Origin of the sequence: Microbacterium hydrothermale (genome assembly GCF_004854025.1) — a bacterium.
GTDB lineage: Bacteria > Actinomycetota > Actinomycetes > Actinomycetales > Microbacteriaceae > Microbacterium > Microbacterium hydrothermale.
The window spans coordinates 415,512-431,089 of sequence record NZ_STGM01000001.1; the positions used below are offsets into that span (position 1 = coordinate 415,512).

General features: G+C 70.8%; 15 protein-coding genes. All 15 read left to right on the plus strand.

From position 1 onward, the window contains the following. The first annotated feature begins 29 nt into the window (after window positions 1-29). On the plus strand, window positions 30-1,874 hold the full coding sequence (lepA, locus tag FB047_RS02015) for a translation elongation factor 4 (protein WP_136585551.1): 1,845 nt from the start codon (window positions 30-32) through the stop codon (window positions 1,872-1,874). 27 nt (window positions 1,875-1,901) lie between these two features. Then, window positions 1,902-2,546 carry a DUF1990 family protein gene (locus FB047_RS02020; protein WP_136585552.1) on the plus strand — a complete coding sequence of 215 codons (645 nt, stop codon included), beginning with the start codon at window positions 1,902-1,904 and terminating at the stop codon, window positions 2,544-2,546. Next, the gene (gene hemW / locus FB047_RS02025; protein WP_136585553.1) at window positions 2,546-3,763 is read left to right on the plus strand and encodes a radical SAM family heme chaperone HemW; all 1,218 of its coding nucleotides are present in this window, start codon (window positions 2,546-2,548) and stop codon (window positions 3,761-3,763) included. Before FB047_RS02020 ends, hemW begins: the two co-directional genes overlap by 1 nt. Before the next feature lie 230 nt (window positions 3,764-3,993). Then, the gene (hrcA, locus tag FB047_RS02030) at window positions 3,994-5,034 is read left to right on the plus strand and encodes a heat-inducible transcriptional repressor HrcA (RefSeq protein ID WP_136585554.1); all 1,041 of its coding nucleotides are present in this window, start codon (window positions 3,994-3,996) and stop codon (window positions 5,032-5,034) included. A gap of 49 nt (window positions 5,035-5,083) precedes the next feature. Beyond that, window positions 5,084-6,205, plus strand: a complete 1,122-nt coding sequence (gene dnaJ, locus FB047_RS02035; protein WP_136585555.1) for a molecular chaperone DnaJ — start codon at window positions 5,084-5,086, stop codon at window positions 6,203-6,205. Between the two features lie 2 nt (window positions 6,206-6,207). After that, window positions 6,208-6,942 carry a 16S rRNA (uracil(1498)-N(3))-methyltransferase gene (locus FB047_RS02040; protein ID WP_136585556.1) on the plus strand — a complete coding sequence of 245 codons (735 nt, stop codon included), beginning with the start codon at window positions 6,208-6,210 and terminating at the stop codon, window positions 6,940-6,942. Window positions 6,943-7,090: 148 nt separating this feature from the next. After that, window positions 7,091-7,438 (plus strand): HIT domain-containing protein, encoded by a 348-nt coding sequence (locus FB047_RS02045; RefSeq protein ID WP_136585557.1) that lies wholly within the window; start codon window positions 7,091-7,093, stop codon window positions 7,436-7,438. A gap of 49 nt (window positions 7,439-7,487) precedes the next feature. Beyond that, on the plus strand, window positions 7,488-8,513 hold the full coding sequence (locus FB047_RS02050; protein ID WP_240752564.1) for a PhoH family protein: 1,026 nt from the start codon (window positions 7,488-7,490) through the stop codon (window positions 8,511-8,513). Then, on the plus strand, window positions 8,510-8,977 hold the full coding sequence (gene ybeY / locus FB047_RS02055; protein WP_076675771.1) for an rRNA maturation RNase YbeY: 468 nt from the start codon (window positions 8,510-8,512) through the stop codon (window positions 8,975-8,977). The genes FB047_RS02050 and ybeY overlap by 4 nt, the downstream gene beginning before the upstream one ends. Then, on the plus strand, window positions 8,974-10,284 hold the full coding sequence (locus FB047_RS02060; protein WP_136585559.1) for a hemolysin family protein: 1,311 nt from the start codon (window positions 8,974-8,976) through the stop codon (window positions 10,282-10,284). The genes ybeY and FB047_RS02060 overlap by 4 nt, the downstream gene beginning before the upstream one ends. Continuing rightward, window positions 10,281-11,174: a GTPase Era gene (era, locus tag FB047_RS02065; RefSeq protein WP_136585560.1), complete on the plus strand. Its 894-nt coding sequence runs from the start codon at window positions 10,281-10,283 to the stop codon at window positions 11,172-11,174. The genes FB047_RS02060 and era overlap by 4 nt, the downstream gene beginning before the upstream one ends. Before the next feature lie 106 nt (window positions 11,175-11,280). After that, on the plus strand, window positions 11,281-12,228 hold the full coding sequence (locus FB047_RS02070) for a quinone oxidoreductase family protein (protein WP_136585561.1): 948 nt from the start codon (window positions 11,281-11,283) through the stop codon (window positions 12,226-12,228). Further along, entirely contained in the window at window positions 12,225-12,815 is a 591-nt protein-coding gene (locus FB047_RS02075; RefSeq protein WP_136585562.1) for a GNAT family N-acetyltransferase, read from the plus strand. Before FB047_RS02070 ends, FB047_RS02075 begins: the two co-directional genes overlap by 4 nt. 180 nt (window positions 12,816-12,995) lie before the next feature. Next, the gene (gene leuA, locus FB047_RS02080; protein WP_136585563.1) at window positions 12,996-14,756 is read left to right on the plus strand and encodes a 2-isopropylmalate synthase; all 1,761 of its coding nucleotides are present in this window, start codon (window positions 12,996-12,998) and stop codon (window positions 14,754-14,756) included. A 53-nt stretch (window positions 14,757-14,809) separates the two neighbouring features. Continuing rightward, entirely contained in the window at window positions 14,810-15,568 is a 759-nt protein-coding gene (locus tag FB047_RS02085) for a methyltransferase domain-containing protein (protein WP_240752470.1), read from the plus strand. Window positions 15,569-15,578 lie beyond the last annotated feature (10 nt).

Below are 15,578 nucleotides of genomic sequence, written 5' to 3' on the forward strand. Positions count from 1 at the left end.
TCGGCGCACCACCGTAGAATCGACGGAACATGTCACCGCGCGCCCTGAAGCCCCTCGAGCCGTCCGCCACCCCGCCGGCGCAGATCCGCAACTTCTGCATCATCGCCCACATCGACCACGGCAAGTCGACGTTGGCCGACCGCATGCTGCAGATCACCGGCGTCGTCGCCGACCGCGACATGCGCGCGCAGTACCTCGACCGCATGGACATCGAGCGCGAGCGCGGCATCACGATCAAGTCGCAGGCCGTGCGGATGCCGTGGTCCACCGCCGACGGCACGTTCGCCCTCAACATGATCGACACGCCCGGCCACGTCGACTTCACCTACGAGGTCAGTCGCTCCCTCGCGGCGTGCGAGGGCGCGATCCTGCTCGTCGACGCCGCCCAGGGCATCGAGGCGCAGACCCTCGCCAACCTCTACCTGGCACTCGAGAACGATCTGACGATCATTCCGGTGCTCAACAAGATCGATCTCCCCGCCGCCGACCCCGACAAGTACGCGGCCGAGCTGGCGGGTCTCATCGGCGGCGACCCCGCCGACGTGCTGCGGGTCAGCGGCAAGACCGGTATGGGCGTCGAGGAGCTCCTCGACCTCATCGTGGAGAAGATCCCCGCCCCCGTCGGCGTGGCCGACGCGCCCGCGCGCGCGATGATCTTCGACTCCGTCTACGACGCGTACCGCGGCGTGGTGACGTACGTGCGCATGATCGACGGCGCACTGCAGCCGCGCGAGCGCCTGCAGATGATGTCGACCGGCGCGACGCACGAGGCGCTCGAGATCGGCGTCTCCAGCCCCGAGCCGATCCCCACCCAGGGGCTCGGCGTCGGCGAGGTCGGCTACCTCATCACCGGCGTGAAGGACGTGCGCCAGTCGAAGGTCGGCGACACGATCACCACGCACCGCAAGCCCGCCACCGAGGCCCTCGCGGGATACACCGACCCGAAGCCGATGGTCTTCTCGGGCATCTATCCGATCGACGGCAGCGACTACGCCGAGCTGCGCGAGGCCCTCGACAAGCTCAAGCTCTCCGACGCCTCCCTGCAGTACGAGCCCGAGACCTCCGTCGCGCTGGGCTTCGGCTTCCGCTGCGGCTTCCTGGGCCTCCTGCACCTCGAGATCATCACCGAGCGCCTCTCGCGCGAGTTCGGCCTCGACCTCATCACCACCGCCCCGTCGGTGACGTACGAGGTCACCACCGACACCGGTGAGACGGTGTCGGTCACCAACCCGAGCGAATACCCCGACGGGCGCGTCGCCTCGGTGTCGGAGCCGATCGTCAAGGTCGGCATCCTGCTCCCGAAGGACTACGTCGGCACCGTCATGGAGCTGTGCCAGTCGCGCCGCGGCACCCTGCTGGGCATGGACTACCTCAGCGAAGACCGGGTCGAGCTGCGCTACAACATGCCGCTCGGCGAGATCGTCTTCGACTTCTTCGACCACCTCAAGTCCCGCACGCAGGGATACGCGAGCCTCGACTACGAACCGGCCGGCTCGCAGACCGCCGACCTCGTCAAGGTCGACATCCTGCTGCAGGGCGACAAGGTCGACGCGTTCAGCTCGATCGTGCACCGCGAGAAGGCGTACAGCTACGGCACGATGATGGCCGAGCGTCTGCGCAAGCTCATCCCGCGCCAGCAGTTCGAGGTGCCCATCCAGGCCGCGATCGGCGCCCGCATCATCGCGCGCGAGACGATCCGCGCGATCCGCAAGGACGTGCTCGCCAAGTGCTACGGCGGTGACATCACCCGAAAGCGCAAGCTCCTCGAGAAGCAGAAGGAGGGCAAGAAGCGCATGAAGATGGTCGGTCGCGTCGAAGTCCCCCAAGAGGCGTTCATCGCCGCGCTCTCCGGCGACGTCGAGGCCAAGAAGTAATACGCACGCAACCGAGAGGGGTGGATCATGCGCCGGCAGAACTTCACCGATGACACGGTCGATTACGCCGCGGTCGGCGCCACCCAGGCGCCCGACCTCATGCAGTACCCGCCGGAGCACTCCGTGCCCGCCGAAGACGCGTGGCGCATCGGCAGCGGCGAAGAACGCTTCGCCGCGGCGGGCGAGTTGCTGCTGTCGTGGGCCCCGCTGCGCTCCGAGGAACTGAGCATCACCGACGTGCGCCCCGCCTCGAACACCGGCTACGCGGGCGTCGGCTTCGACGCCGAGGGCGCCCCGGTCGCACCGAGCCGTCTTGAGGCCGAGCAGCGCTTCGCGGCCGACGGCACGCCCTTCGTCAGCCCCGGCACCGGCGTTCGCCTGCACGGCAAGGTCGACGGACACCGCGCCGACGCCGAGCTGCGCGTCATCTCGGTCTTCGAAGAACCCCGCCGCGTGGGCTTCATCCTCGGCACCGTCGGGCACTCCATCGTGAGCGGCGAGGAGCTGTTCGCCCTCGAGTGGCGCGAGAACGACGAGGTCTGGTTCGTCGTGCGCGCCTTCGACCGGCCCACGGCCCCGTCCTACCGCCTCTTCACCAGCCGCGTGCGCCGCCGGCGCAAGGCGCTCTTCGCGCGCTACCTCCGCGCGATCTCACCGCTGTACTCGTCCTGATGGGCGGACCCCTCCCGCTCGGCGACCCCGCCCCGGTCGACGGCCGACTCCCCGAAGACCTCGTCGTCGACCCCGCCGCCGATTTCGGCGTCTACCTGCACGTGCCGTTCTGCCGCGTGCGCTGCGGCTACTGCGACTTCAACACGTACACCGCGAGCGAGTTGCGCGGAGCGCGGCAAGACGACTTCGTCGACACCCTGGTCGCGGAGGTGCGTCTCGCGGGCGGGGTGATGGATGCCGCGGGCGGTCGGCGGGCGGCATCCACCGTGTTCTTCGGGGGAGGGACGCCGACGCTGCTGCCGCCGGGAGACCTCGCCCGGATGCTGCGCGCGGTGCACGACGAGTTCGGAATCGCCGAGGACGCCGAGGTCACCGTCGAAGCCAACCCCGACACGGTCGATGACACGGTCGCCGAGACGCTCGCCGCGGCCGGGGTGACCCGCCTGTCGATCGGCATGCAGTCGGCCCGGCCGCACGTGCTCGCCGCGCTCGATCGCACGCACGATCCACTGAACGTCGCGACCGCGGTCGCCGCCGCGCGCCGTGCCGGTCTCGACGTCTCGGTCGATCTCATCTACGGCGCGCCGGGGGAGTCGCTCGATGACTGGCGCGCCTCGCTCGAGGCCGCCGTCGCGCTCGAGCCCGATCACGTGTCGGCGTACGCGCTCATCGTCGAGGACGGCACGAAACTCGCGCGGCAGATCCGCTCCGGCGCCGTCGCGATGCCGGACGACGATCTGCAGGCCGACATGTACGAGCTCGCCGACGATCTGCTCGCCGCCGCGGGATACGACTGGTACGAGGTGTCGAACTTCTCGCGCGGGGTGGAGCACCGCTCGCGTCACAACCTCGCGTACTGGCGCGGCACCGACTGGTGGGGCTTCGGTCCGGGAGCGCACAGTCACGTCGCGGGGCTCCGGTGGTGGAACGTCAAGCACCCCGCCGCGTACGCCCAGCGCCTCGCCGCCGCGGAGTCTCCCGCTGCCGCGCGGGAGCGCCCCGACGAGACCGCGCGCCGCCTGGAGTCGGTGCTCCTGCGCAGCCGCATCCGCGAGGGGATCGCGGTGTCGGAGGTCGTCGGCGAGGGCCGGAAGGCCGTGGCATCCCTCATCGCCGACGGTCTCATCGAGGGGGCGGATGCCATCCGCGGCCGCATCGTGCTGACGCGCCGCGGGCGGCTCCTGGCGGATGCCGTGGTGCGGGCGCTCACGGTCTGACCCGCGCAGCGTTGATCCCCCCGTCGGATCGTCGCCGTTGTGGCGCGAGGCGCCGGCCGCGGGTGTTGCTCACGCGCGCATCCCGGCATCCGGGCGCCGCATCCCTCGATGAACGCCGAGGGCGGAGGGGCCGCGCGCGGAGCGCTCCGCGAGCCGCTCGACGCGGGGTGGCGGTGATCGTCGTAGAATTGGCACTCAGTCGAGTCGAGTGCCAGACGGGAGGAGAGCGCATGGTGTCGGAACGCGGCCTCCAGGTACTCCGCGCGATCGTGCAGGACTACGTCGACACGCGCGAGCCCGTCGGCAGCAAGGCGATTGTCGAGCGGCACGCGTTCGGCGTGTCGGCGGCGACCATCCGCAACGACATGGCGCTGCTCGAAGACGAAGACCTCATCGTCGCCCCGCACACGTCGTCCGGGCGTGTGCCGACCGACAAGGGCTACCGCGTCTTCGTCGACCACCTCGCCGAACTGCGCCCCCTGTCGACCGCGCAGCGCAGTGCGATCACGTCGTTCCTCGACGAGGCCGGCGACCTCGACGACCTCCTCGCGCGCACCGTGCGGGCCCTCACGCAGTTGACCGGTCAGGTCGCGATCGTGCAGTACCCCTCGTTCGCGCGCGCCAACGTCACGCACGTCGAGCTCGTCGCCCTCGGCGGACCGCGCGTGCTCGTCATCCTCGTCACCGACACCGGTCGCGTGTCACAGCGCATCGCGCTCGTGCCCGCGGAGCCGGGAGACAGCGACATCGCGCTTCTGCGCGCGCGCGTCGGAGCGGTGCTCGTCGGCCGCAGCGTGGCCGACAGCTCCCAGCGCGTCGCCGACGCCCTCGCCGACGGCCCGCGCCCGGGCGTGATCCTCGACGCGATCGCCGACGCCGTCCTGCGCGTCGTCGGCGAAGAGCTCGAGGAGTTCCGCCAGGACCGACTCGTGATGGCCGGGGCCGCGACCCTCGCCAAGCGCGAACAGGACTTCCGCGGCAGCATCTACCCCCTCCTCGAGGCGATCGAAGAGCAGGTCACCCTGCTGCGCCTGATGAGCGAGATGGTCGCCGACGAGAAGGGGCTGTCCGCGAGCATCGGCCGCGAGAACGAGCCGTTCGGTCTCGTCGAGGCCTCGGTGCTCGCGAGCCGGTACGACGGTTCGACCGGTGGCGCGCGGGTGGGGCTGCTCGGCCCGACGCGCATGGACTACTCCTCCAACCTCGCGGCGGTCCGCGCCGTCGCGCACTACCTGACCCGGATGCTCGAAGACGACGACAGCGCTCGCTGACGGCATCCCCGAAGAGAACGACCCCGCGGGAGCGGGCAGGAAGGCGATTGTGGCTGACCACTACGAGGTCCTGGGCGTCGAACGAGACGCCAGCCCGGAAGACATCAAGAAGGCCTACCGGCGTCTCGCGCGCCAGCTGCACCCCGATGTGAACCCCGGTGAGGACGCGTCCGAGAAGTTCAAGCTCGTGACGCACGCCTACGACGTGCTGAGCGACCCCGAGCAGCGCCGCCGCTACGACATGGGCGGCGACCAGAGCCCGTTCGGCGGCGGGGGAGCGGCCGGCTTCGGCGGCTTCAGCGACATCTTCGAGACGTTCTTCGGCGGAGCCCAGGGCGGCGGCGGACGCGGCCCGCGACCGCGTTCCCGCCGGGAGCGCGGCCAGGACGCCCTCGTGCGCGTCACCCTGCAGCTCGGCGACGTCGTGTTCGGCACGCACCGCGACCTCGAGGTCGACACGGCCGTGCTGTGCGAGACGTGCCAGGGCGCGTGCACCCAGCCGGGGACGAGCGAGGTCACCTGCGACATCTGCCACGGCTCCGGCCACGTGCAGCGCACCGTCCGCAGCCTGCTCGGCAACGTCGTCACCAGCCAGCCCTGCACCGTGTGCCACGGGCACGGCACGACCATCCCCTACCCCTGCGGCACCTGCCAGGGTCAGGGACGCGTCCGCGCCCGCCGCACCGTCTCGGTCGACATCCCCGCCGGCGTCGAGTCGGGGCTGCGCCTGCAGCTGCCCGGGTCGGGCGAGGTCGGACCCGCGGGTGGCCCCAACGGCGACCTCTACCTCGAGATCACGGTCGAGTCCCACGACGCGTTCAGCCGCGAGGGCGACGACCTCGTCGCCACCCTCGAGGTGTCGATGCCGGATGCCATCCTCGGCGCCACGACCACGATCGAGTCCCTCGACGGCAGCGTCGACCTCGAGGTGCGCCCGGGCGTGCAGTCCGGAGACGTGCTCACGATCAAGGGCCGCGGGATCACCCCGCTGCGCGGCAGCCAGCGCGGCGACCTCAAGGTGGGCGTGCACGTGGTCACCCCCACGCGCCTCGACCACAAGGAGCGCGCCCTCATCGAGGAATTCGCCAAGCGCACCAAGGCGCCCAAGCCGCGCCTGGCGGAGCATCAGCAGGGCATGTTCAGCAAGTTCCGCGACCGCTTCCGACACTGAGCATGGCGCTGCATTTCGTCGTCGACGAGGCGGGTTCCGCTCGTCCCGGTGACACGATCGCCCTCACCGGCGCCGAGGCGCATCACGCCGCGTCCGTGCGGCGCGTGCGCGTCGACGAGGCCGTCACGCTCGGCGACGGCCGCGGCGCCTGGCTCTCGGGCGTCGTGACCGGCGTCGCGCCCAAGCAGGTCGACGTGCGGGTCACGGGCCGCGAGCAGGTCGACGCCCCCGTCCCCCGGTTCGTGCTGGTGCAGGCCCTCGCGAAGGGCGATCGCGACGAGCTGGCCGTACAGGCCGCGACCGAGCTCGGCGTCGATGCGATCGTGCCGTGGCAGGCCTCGCGCAGCGTCTCGCGATGGGATGCCAAGGCCGAGAAGGGTCTCGCGCGCTGGCGCACGATCGTGCGCGAGGCCGCGAAGCAGGCGCATCGCGCGTGGATCCCCGACGTGGAGGGCGTGGCGCGCACGGCCGATCTCGTCGCCCGCGCCGGCAGCGCTCTCATGCTGGTGCTGGAGCCCTCGGCATCCGTCCGCCTCACCGAGGTGGCCGCGGAGATCTCGGACGCACGCGATGTCGTGCTCGTGGTGGGCCCGGAGGGCGGGATCGCTCCCGAGGAGCTGTCCGCCCTCGAGGACGCCGGCGCGCTACTCGTGCGCCTCGGCGACACCGTGCTGCGCACCTCCACCGCGGGAGCCGCGGCGATCTCGGTGCTGTCCGCCGCGCACGGGCGGTGGTGAGCGGCCCGCTTCCTCGGGGGTGACCTTCGCCGTTCGCGCGGGAGATCTCGGTCACGAACGGCGCAACCCGCCCCGAAATACTCGTCGACGCACCGGCGGCCCCGCCGACTCGGCCTGCGTGTCGGAGGCCCTCACTAGACTGGATGCCATGAGCGAACCGTCGATCTTCACGCGCATCCTGCAGGGCGAGATCCCCGCCGAGATCGTGGCCGAGACCGAGAACGTCTTCGCGATCCGCGACATCGCCCCGCAGGCGCCGGTGCACCTGCTCGTCATCCCCAAGACGGCGCAGTACCGCGACGTCGTCGCTCTCGCGGCCGGCGACCCCGCTCTCCTCGCCGAGGTGGTCGACCTCGCCCACCGCGTCGCGGCCGAGCACGCCGACGGCGACTTCCGCCTCGTCTTCAACACCGGCGAGGGCGCCGGTCAGACCGTCTTCCATGTGCACGCCCACGTCCTCGCGGGCGGCCTGAACGAAAAGAGCCTGGGTGGCTGATTCCCCCGAAGAGACCGTTTCCGAGCAGATCGCCGTCGACGGCGTCGCCATGGTGCAGCTGCTCGGACCGCAGGACCGCCTCCTGCGCGTCGTCGAGAAGGAGCATCCCGACGTCGACGTGCACGTCCGCGGCAACGAGATCACGCTGACGGGAACGGCCTCGGCCGTGCGCGCCGCGCGCGGTCTCGTCGACGAGCTGCTCGCCATGACGCGATCCGGGCAGGGCCTCGATCCCTCCGACGTGTCCAGCTCCAACCGCATGCTCCGCAGTGACGGCGGACCCCGCCCGTCCGAGGTGATGGGCGAGGCGATCCTGTCGTCGCGCGGCAAGGTGATCCGCCCCAAGACCGCCGGCCAGAAGGAGTACGTCGACGCGATCGACGAGAACACGATCGTGTTCGGCATCGGCCCCGCCGGAACCGGCAAGACCTACCTCGCCATGGCGAAGGCCGTGCAGGCGCTGCAACGCAAAGAGGTCAACCGCATCATCCTGACGCGGCCCGCCGTCGAGGCGGGGGAGCGGCTCGGCTTCCTTCCCGGAACGCTCACCGACAAGATCGACCCGTACCTTCGCCCCCTGTACGACGCGCTCAACGAGATGATGGACCCCGACATCGTCCCCAAGCTCATGGCGACGGGCACGATCGAGGTCGCGCCCCTGGCGTACATGCGCGGTCGCACGCTGAACGACTCGTTCGTCGTGCTCGACGAGGCGCAGAACACCACGCCCGAGCAGATGAAGATGTTCCTCACGCGCCTCGGGTTCGGCACGCGCATGGTCGTGACCGGCGACATCACCCAGGTCGACCTCCCTCAGGGAGCCTCGGGCCTGCGGCTGGTCACGCGGGTGCTGAGCGACATCGACGACATCCACTTCTCCCGCCTGACCAGCGACGACGTCGTGCGGCACTCGCTCGTCGGCCGCATCGTCGACGCGTACAGCGAGTACGACGAGAAACGCTTGGCCGCGCGTCGCGAACGCGACGAAGCCTCCGAATTCGCCACCCGTGCGGAGCGACGCGGCCCCGGTGCCGCCGGACCCCGCGATCACCTCCCGAGACGGAACCGCTCATGACCATCGAGATCAACAACGAGTCCGGCCACGAGGTCGACGAGCAGGTGCTGCTGCGCCTGATGGAGTACAACCTGGCCGAGCTGCACGTCAGCGCCGACGCCGACGTGGCCATCGTGCTCGTCGACGAGGGCGCGATGGAGTCGCTGCACGTGCAGTGGATGGATGAACCCGGCCCGACCGATGTGCTGAGCTTCCCGATGGACGAGCTGCGTCCGGGATCCGAAGACGCCCCCACCCCCGCGGGTCTGCTCGGCGACATCGTGCTGTGCCCCGCCGTGGCCGAGACCCAGGCGGTCGCGGCGAAGCACTCGACGCAGGACGAGCTGATCCTGCTCACCACCCACGGTCTGCTGCACCTGCTCGGCTTCGACCACGCCGAGCCCGACGAAGAGCGCGAGATGTTCGGTCTGCAGCGCGAGCTGATCACCGGTTTCCAGGCCGTCGAGCGCCAGCGCCGGGCATGACCGAGGCGCTCCTCCTCGTCGCCGCCTTCCTTCTCGTCGCGTTCGGCGGTCTGATGGCGGCCTCGGAGGCGGCGCTGGGCGTGACCTCGCGCACCGACCTGCTCGAGCTGGGCGCCTCGGGGCGCAACGTTCGGTCGCTGCGTCGCATCGCCGACGACACCAGCGCGCACAACACCGCCGTGGTGTTCATCCGCGTGCTCTCCGAGACCACCGCGGCCGTGCTCGTCGCCGCCGCGTTCATGCTGATCTTCGACAACATCTGGCTGGCGGTCGCCGCCGCGGCCGTGCTGATGACGGGCATCTCGTTCGTCGCGGTCGGCGCGAGCCCCCGCTCGGTCGGTCGCCAGCACGCGCGCGGCCTGCTGCGCGGCGTGGCCCCGGTCATCCGGGGCATGCGCGTGCTCCTCGGCCCCCTCGCCCACGGGCTCGTCGCGGTCGGCAACAAGGTGACGCCGGGGGTGTCGCCGTCGACCTCTTTCGCGTCGGAGGAGCAGCTGCTCAGCATCATCGACGAGGCCGCCGAGAACGAGTTGATCGAGGAGGACGACCGCGAGCTCATCCACTCGGTCTTCGACTTCACCGACCGGTACGTCCGCGAGGTGATGGTCCCGCGCACCGACATGGTGAGCGTAGATGCCGCGGCCACCTCGCGCGAGGCCCTCGCCCTCTTCCTCGAGAAGGGCGTGTCGCGCGTGCCCCTCGCCGACGACGACGCCGACGACGTCGTGGGCGTGCTGTACCTGAAGGACCTCGTGCAGTTCGGCTTCCGCGACGAGGCGGGCTGGCGCGATGCGCCCATCCGCCGCATCGCGCGTCCCGCGGTCTTCGTGCCCGAGTCGATGAAGGCCGAAACCCTGCTGCAGCAGATGAAGAGGGATGCCGTGCACGTCTGCCTCGTGGTCGACGAGTACGGCGGCGTCGCCGGACTGGTGACGCTCGAAGACCTCATCGAAGAGCTGGTCGGCGAGATCGCCGACGAGTACGACGCCCCGAACACCGAGATCGTCGAGCTCCCCGACGGGCGTTACCGCGTCAACGCCCGCCTCGGCCTCGACGAGGTCGGCGACCTCTTCGGGCTCGAGCTCGACGACGAGGACGTCGATTCGATCGGCGGTCTGCTCGGCAAGGCCCTCGGCCGCATCCCCCAGCCCGGCGCCACCGCCGAGCACTCCGGCCTCGTGATGACCGGCGGCGCGTCGCGCGGTCGCAACCGGGGCATCGCCACCGTGATCGTCGAGCGGGGCGAGACGCCCGCCGACGACGACGCCGAGGCAGAGGCCTCGGCGCGTGAAAGGAACGACAGATGACCGACACCCGATCCGGTTTCGTGACCTTCGTGGGCCGGCCCAACGTCGGCAAGTCCACGCTGACCAACGCCCTCGTGGGCGAGAAGGTCGCGATCACGAGCGAGAAGCCGCAGACGACCCGCCGGGCGATCCGCGGCATCGTCAACCGCCCCGGCGGTCAGCTCGTGGTGGTGGACACCCCCGGCATCCACCGCCCGCGCACCCTGCTCGGGCAGCGCCTGAACGACCTCGTCGAGCAGGTGCTCGGCGATGTCGACGTCATCGCGTTCTGCGCTCCCGCGACCGAGAAGGTCGGCCCCGGTGATCGCCGGATCGCGGAGTCGCTGTCGGGCTACCCGCGCGCCAAGAAGGTCGCCCTCGTCACGAAGACCGACGCGGCCACGCGCGACCAGATCACCGAGCGCCTCGTCGAGGTCGACGCCCTGCGCGAGGACTGGGCCGCGGTCATCCCGCTCTCGGCGGTGACGAACGACCAGCTCGACGTGCTGAGCGACGAACTCCTCGCGCTCATGCCCGAGGGGCCCGCGCTCTACGCCGACGACGTCGTCACCGACGAGACCCTCGAGGATCGCATCGCGGAGATCATCCGCGAGGCGGCCCTGCACGGCGTCCGCGACGAGCTGCCGCACTCCATCGCGGTGACCGTCGACGATGTGGCCGCGCGCGAAGACAGCGATCTGACCGACGTGTACGCCAACATCGTCGTCGAGCGCGACAGCCAGAAGGCCATCATCATCGGCAAGAAGGGCTCGCGCCTGGCCGACGTGGGGGCGCGCGCCCGCGCCGGGATCGAGCCTCTCGTCGGCGGGCGCGTCTATCTGTCGCTGCACGTACGGGTGGCGAAAGAATGGCAGCGCGACCCGAAGCAGCTCGGACGCCTCGGCTTCTGAGCCCCGGCTGCGACCCGGCGCCCGAGCAACCCCGACGTCGCGCGAGAGCGCGCTCGTCTCAGTCCGATCCGCGCGAGATCGCGCGGTCGCAACGGAAGGTGCAGGCATGGCGAAGAGGTGGACGGCCCCGACCCCCGGGCCCATCGAGACGTGGAGCTTCGACGACGTCGACGTGCCCGCCCCCGGTGCGGGGGAGGTGACCGTGCGAGTCCGCGCGGCGGGCGTCAATCCGGCCGACGCCAAGCACGTCGCGACCGCCCGTCCCGGCGCGACGTTCCCCGTCGCGATCGGCTACGAGCTCTCCGGAGAGATCACGGCGATCGGCCCCGACACGGTCGGTGGATCCGGAGAGCTCGCGGTGGGCGACGAGGTCGTGGCCTTCCGCGTGCAGGGCGCCTACGCCACCGACATCACGGTGCCGGCGCGCGACGTCTTCGCCAAGCCCTCGTCGCTCTCCCACGCCGAGGCCGCCAACCTGCTGCTGGCCGGGACCACCGCCGCCGAGATGATCCAGGTCACCCGGGTCGTAGAGGGCGAGACCGTGCTCCTGCACGCCGCCTCCGGAGCGGTCGGGGTGAGCCTCCTGCAGCAGGCGCGAGAGCTCGGCATCCGCGTGATCGGCACCGTCGGCCCGGATGCCGCGGACTCGGCCGACCGTGTCCGCCGCTACGGCGGGATCCCCGTCGCCTACGGCGAGGGCCTGCGCGAGCGCGTCGAGGCGGCCGCCGACGGCGCGCCGATCGCCGCGGCGTGGGATGCCGCGGGGACCGACGAGGCCATCGACGTCTCGCTCGAGATCGTGGCCGACCGCGACCGGGTCGTCACGATCGTGTCGCCCGACCGCGCCGCCGCCGACGGGTTCCTCTGGATCGCCGGGGCCCGGCCCGAGAGCGCGCGCTTCCGCGACATCGCCCGCGCCCGCGTGCTCGAGCTCGCGGCATCCGGGGCCCTCGAGGTCCCCCTCTCTCGCACCTTCCCCCTGGCGGAGGCGGTCGAGGCCGTGCGCTTCGTCATGACCGGCCACCCCGGCGGCAAGGTGGCCCTGCTGCCGTGAGCGCGTCGCCGTTCTCGCTGAAGCCCGCGCCCGACCGACTCGACGTGAGGCGGGAGCGCGTGCGGCTGCGCCCCTTCGAGGAGCGTGATCTCGACGCCATGGCCGCCTACCGCGGCGACGCCGAGGTCTGCCGCTACCTGCCCTTCGATCCGCAGACCGCCGACGACATCCGTCGACGCAACGGAGCCCTCATGGGGCGGACGACGCTGGAGGGCGAGAACGGCGGCGTCATGCTCGCGGTAGAGCGCCTCGACGACGACGTCGTGATCGGCGACCTCGTGCTCTTCCACCTCGATCCCGCCGCGGGATCCGCCGAGATCGGCTGGGTGATGAGCCCGGCGGCATCCGGTCGGGGGCTGGCCACGGAGGCCGTGCGCGCGCTGGTCGACACCGCGTTCGAGGTGTACGGCCTGCGCCGACTGGTGGCCCGGATCGATCCCGACAACGCCCGTTCGGTCGCCCTGGCCGAGCGGCTCGGCATGCGGCGCGAGGCCCACTTCGTCGAGGAGGACTGGTTCAAGGGCCGGTGGAGCGACCTGCTCGTCTACGCCGTCCTCGCGCGCGAATGGGACGCGCCCGCGGGGTGAACGCGGTGACCGCCGGTCCGCGGTGGACGGATGCCGCGGCACGGGGCTGCTACGATCGCAGAATGCGCTTCGGTGGCCTGCTTCTTCTTAGCTGCCGCGACGAGTCCTCGTTCTAAGGGCCTTCCTCGTCGCGGAGATCGTCGTCGGCCCCACCGAACGAATCTAAAGAAGCGACACATCATGAAGAACACGCAGAAGCCCACGTCCGCTCCGGTGCACAAGTACCGTCCCTTCCACGAGCAGATCCGGGTCGACCTGCCCGACCGCACGTGGCCGTCGAAGCGCATCGAGGTCGCGCCGCGCTGGTGCGCCGTCGACCTGCGCGACGGCAACCAGGCGCTCATCGACCCGATGAGCCCCGAGCGCAAGCGCGTCATGTTCGACCTGCTGGTGAAGATGGGCTACAAGGAGATCGAGGTCGGGTTCCCGAGCGCGAGCCAGACCGACTTCGACTTCGTCCGCCAGCTGATCGACGACGACCTCATCCCCGACGACGTCACGATCCAGGTGCTGACGCAGGCGCGAGAGCACCTGATCGCCCGCACGTACGAGGCGATCGCCGGCGCGAAGCAGGCGATCGTGCACCTGTACAACTCGACCTCCGTGCTGCAGCGCGAGGTCGTGTTCCGCACCGACGAGCAGGGCATCGTCGACATCGCCCTCGAGGGCGCGCGCCTGTGCAAGAAGTACGAGGCGACGATCCCCGAGACGCAGGTGTTCTACGAGTACTCGCCCGAGAGCTACACCGGCACCGAGCTCGAGTTCGCGCTGCGCATCTGCAACGAGGTGCTCGAGGTGTTCCAGCCGACGCCCGAGCGCAAGGTCATCCTGAACCTGCCGGCCACCGTCGAGATGGCCACGCCCAACGTGTACGCCGACTCCATCGAGTGGATGTCGCGTCACCTGAACCACCGCGAGAACGTCATCCTCTCGCTGCACCCGCACAACGACCGCGGTACCGCCGTCGCGGCGGCGGAGCTGGGCAACATGGCCGGCGCCGACCGCATCGAGGGGTGCCTGTTCGGAAACGGGGAGCGCACCGGCAACGTCGACCTGGTCGCGCTGGGGATCAACCTGCTGACCCAGGGCATCGACCCGCAGATCGACTTCAGCGACATCGACCAGGTCAAGCGCACCGTCGAGTACTGCAACCAGCTGCCCGTGCCCGAGCGCAGCCCCTGGGCCGGCGACCTGGTCTTCACCGCGTTCAGCGGATCGCATCAGGATGCCATCAAGAAGGGCTTCGAGGCGATGGAGGCCCGCGCGAGAGCCGAGGGCAAGACCGTCGACGAGATCGAGTGGGCGGTGCCGTACCTGCCGATCGACCCGAAGGACCTGGGACGTTCGTACGAGGCCGTCATCCGCGTGAACTCGCAGTCGGGCAAGGGCGGCGTCGCCTACCTGCTGAAGGCCGACCACGCGATCGACCTGCCGCGCAAGCTCCAGATCGAGTTCTCGGGCGTCGTGCAGGCCCGCACCGACGCCGAGGGCGGCGAGGTGTCGAGCGCTCAGATCTGGGACATCTTCACCGACGAGTACCTGCCCTCGACCGTCGACGACCAGCGCTGGGGCCGCTTCGAGCTGCTCTCGACCCGCTCGTCGAGCGACATGTCGGGCGATGTGCACCTCGACGTCTCGCTGCGCGACGGCGACACCACGCACCCGGCCTCGGCCGTGGGCAACGGTCCGGTGGCCGCGTTCCTCGAGATCGTGCGCTCCCAGGGCTTCGACGTGACGCTGTACGACTACGTCGAGCACGCCCTCAGCTCCGGCGGCGACGCGCAGGCCGCGGCCTACGTCGAACTGCAGGTCGACGACCAGCGCCTGTGGGGCGTCGGCATCGACGGCGACATCTCGACCGCGTCGCTGAAGGCGATCGTGTCGGGCGTGAACCGCGCGATCCGTACCCGTCAGACCAGCGGCGAGCTGGCCGGCGTCTGACACCGCGCACGAGAGACACGACCGTGGCCTACGCCCACGGACACCACGAAAGCGTGCTGCGTTCACACGCCGCGCGCACCGTCGCCGACTCGGCGGCCTACCTGGTGTCTTCGCTGTCGACCGGCGCCCGCATCCTCGATGTGGGCGCCGGTCCCGGCACCATCACCGTCGACCTCGCCGACCGGGTGTTCCCGGGAGAGGTCGTCGGAGTGGATGCCGCTCCGGACGTGGTCGAGATCGCCCGCGCGGCCGCGGGGGAGCGCACGAACGTGACCTTCCGCACCGGTGACGCGTACGCGCTCGACGAGCCCGACGCCTCGTTCGACATCGTGCACGCCCACCAGGTGCTGCAGCACCTCGCCCGGCCGGTGGAGGCGCTGCGGGAGTTCCGCCGCGTCGCCGGACCCGAGGGCCTGGTCGCGGTGCGCGACGTCGACTACGGCGGGGTCATCTGGCATCCGGTGATCCCCGCCCTCGACGAGTGGCTCGAGATCTATCACGGGGTGCATCGCGGATCGTCGGGCGAGCCCGATGCGGGTCGACGCCTCAAGGCGTGGGCGCGCGGAGCCGGGTTCACCCGCATCGAGGCGAGCGCGAGCGTGTGGGTGTTCGACACCCCCGACAAGCGCGCCTGGTGGGGCGGGATGTGGGCCGATCGCGTGCTCGCGTCGTCCTTCGCGGGTCACGCGCGGCGCCTGGGTCTCGCCGACGAGGCGATACTGCAGCGCATCTCCGACGCGTGGCGCGAGTGGGCGGCGCACCCGGACGGGTGGATCCTGCTCCCGCACGGCGAGGTGCTCGCCCGGTGGTGACGGCGGCGGA

Excerpts from the sequence above, each read along its gene's own strand:
- FB047_RS02050 (WP_240752564.1), top strand. The coding sequence starts at position 7,488 with ATGGTGCAGCTGCTCGGACCGCAGGACCGCCTCCTGCGCGTCGTCGAG.
- FB047_RS02020 (WP_136585552.1), top strand. The coding sequence starts at position 1,902 with ATGCGCCGGCAGAACTTCACCGATGACACGGTCGATTACGCCGCGGTC.
- hemW (WP_136585553.1), top strand. The coding sequence starts at position 2,546 with ATGGGCGGACCCCTCCCGCTCGGCGACCCCGCCCCGGTCGACGGCCGA.
- hrcA (WP_136585554.1), top strand. The coding sequence starts at position 3,994 with ATGGTGTCGGAACGCGGCCTCCAGGTACTCCGCGCGATCGTGCAGGAC.
- era (WP_136585560.1), top strand. The coding sequence starts at position 10,281 with ATGACCGACACCCGATCCGGTTTCGTGACCTTCGTGGGCCGGCCCAAC.
- leuA (WP_136585563.1), top strand. The coding sequence starts at position 12,996 with ATGAAGAACACGCAGAAGCCCACGTCCGCTCCGGTGCACAAGTACCGT.
- ybeY (WP_076675771.1), top strand. The coding sequence starts at position 8,510 with ATGACCATCGAGATCAACAACGAGTCCGGCCACGAGGTCGACGAGCAG.
- FB047_RS02040 (WP_136585556.1), top strand. The coding sequence starts at position 6,208 with ATGGCGCTGCATTTCGTCGTCGACGAGGCGGGTTCCGCTCGTCCCGGT.
- FB047_RS02060 (WP_136585559.1), top strand. The coding sequence starts at position 8,974 with ATGACCGAGGCGCTCCTCCTCGTCGCCGCCTTCCTTCTCGTCGCGTTC.
- lepA (WP_136585551.1), top strand. The coding sequence starts at position 30 with ATGTCACCGCGCGCCCTGAAGCCCCTCGAGCCGTCCGCCACCCCGCCG.
- FB047_RS02070 (WP_136585561.1), top strand. The coding sequence starts at position 11,281 with ATGGCGAAGAGGTGGACGGCCCCGACCCCCGGGCCCATCGAGACGTGG.
- FB047_RS02045 (WP_136585557.1), top strand. The coding sequence starts at position 7,091 with ATGAGCGAACCGTCGATCTTCACGCGCATCCTGCAGGGCGAGATCCCC.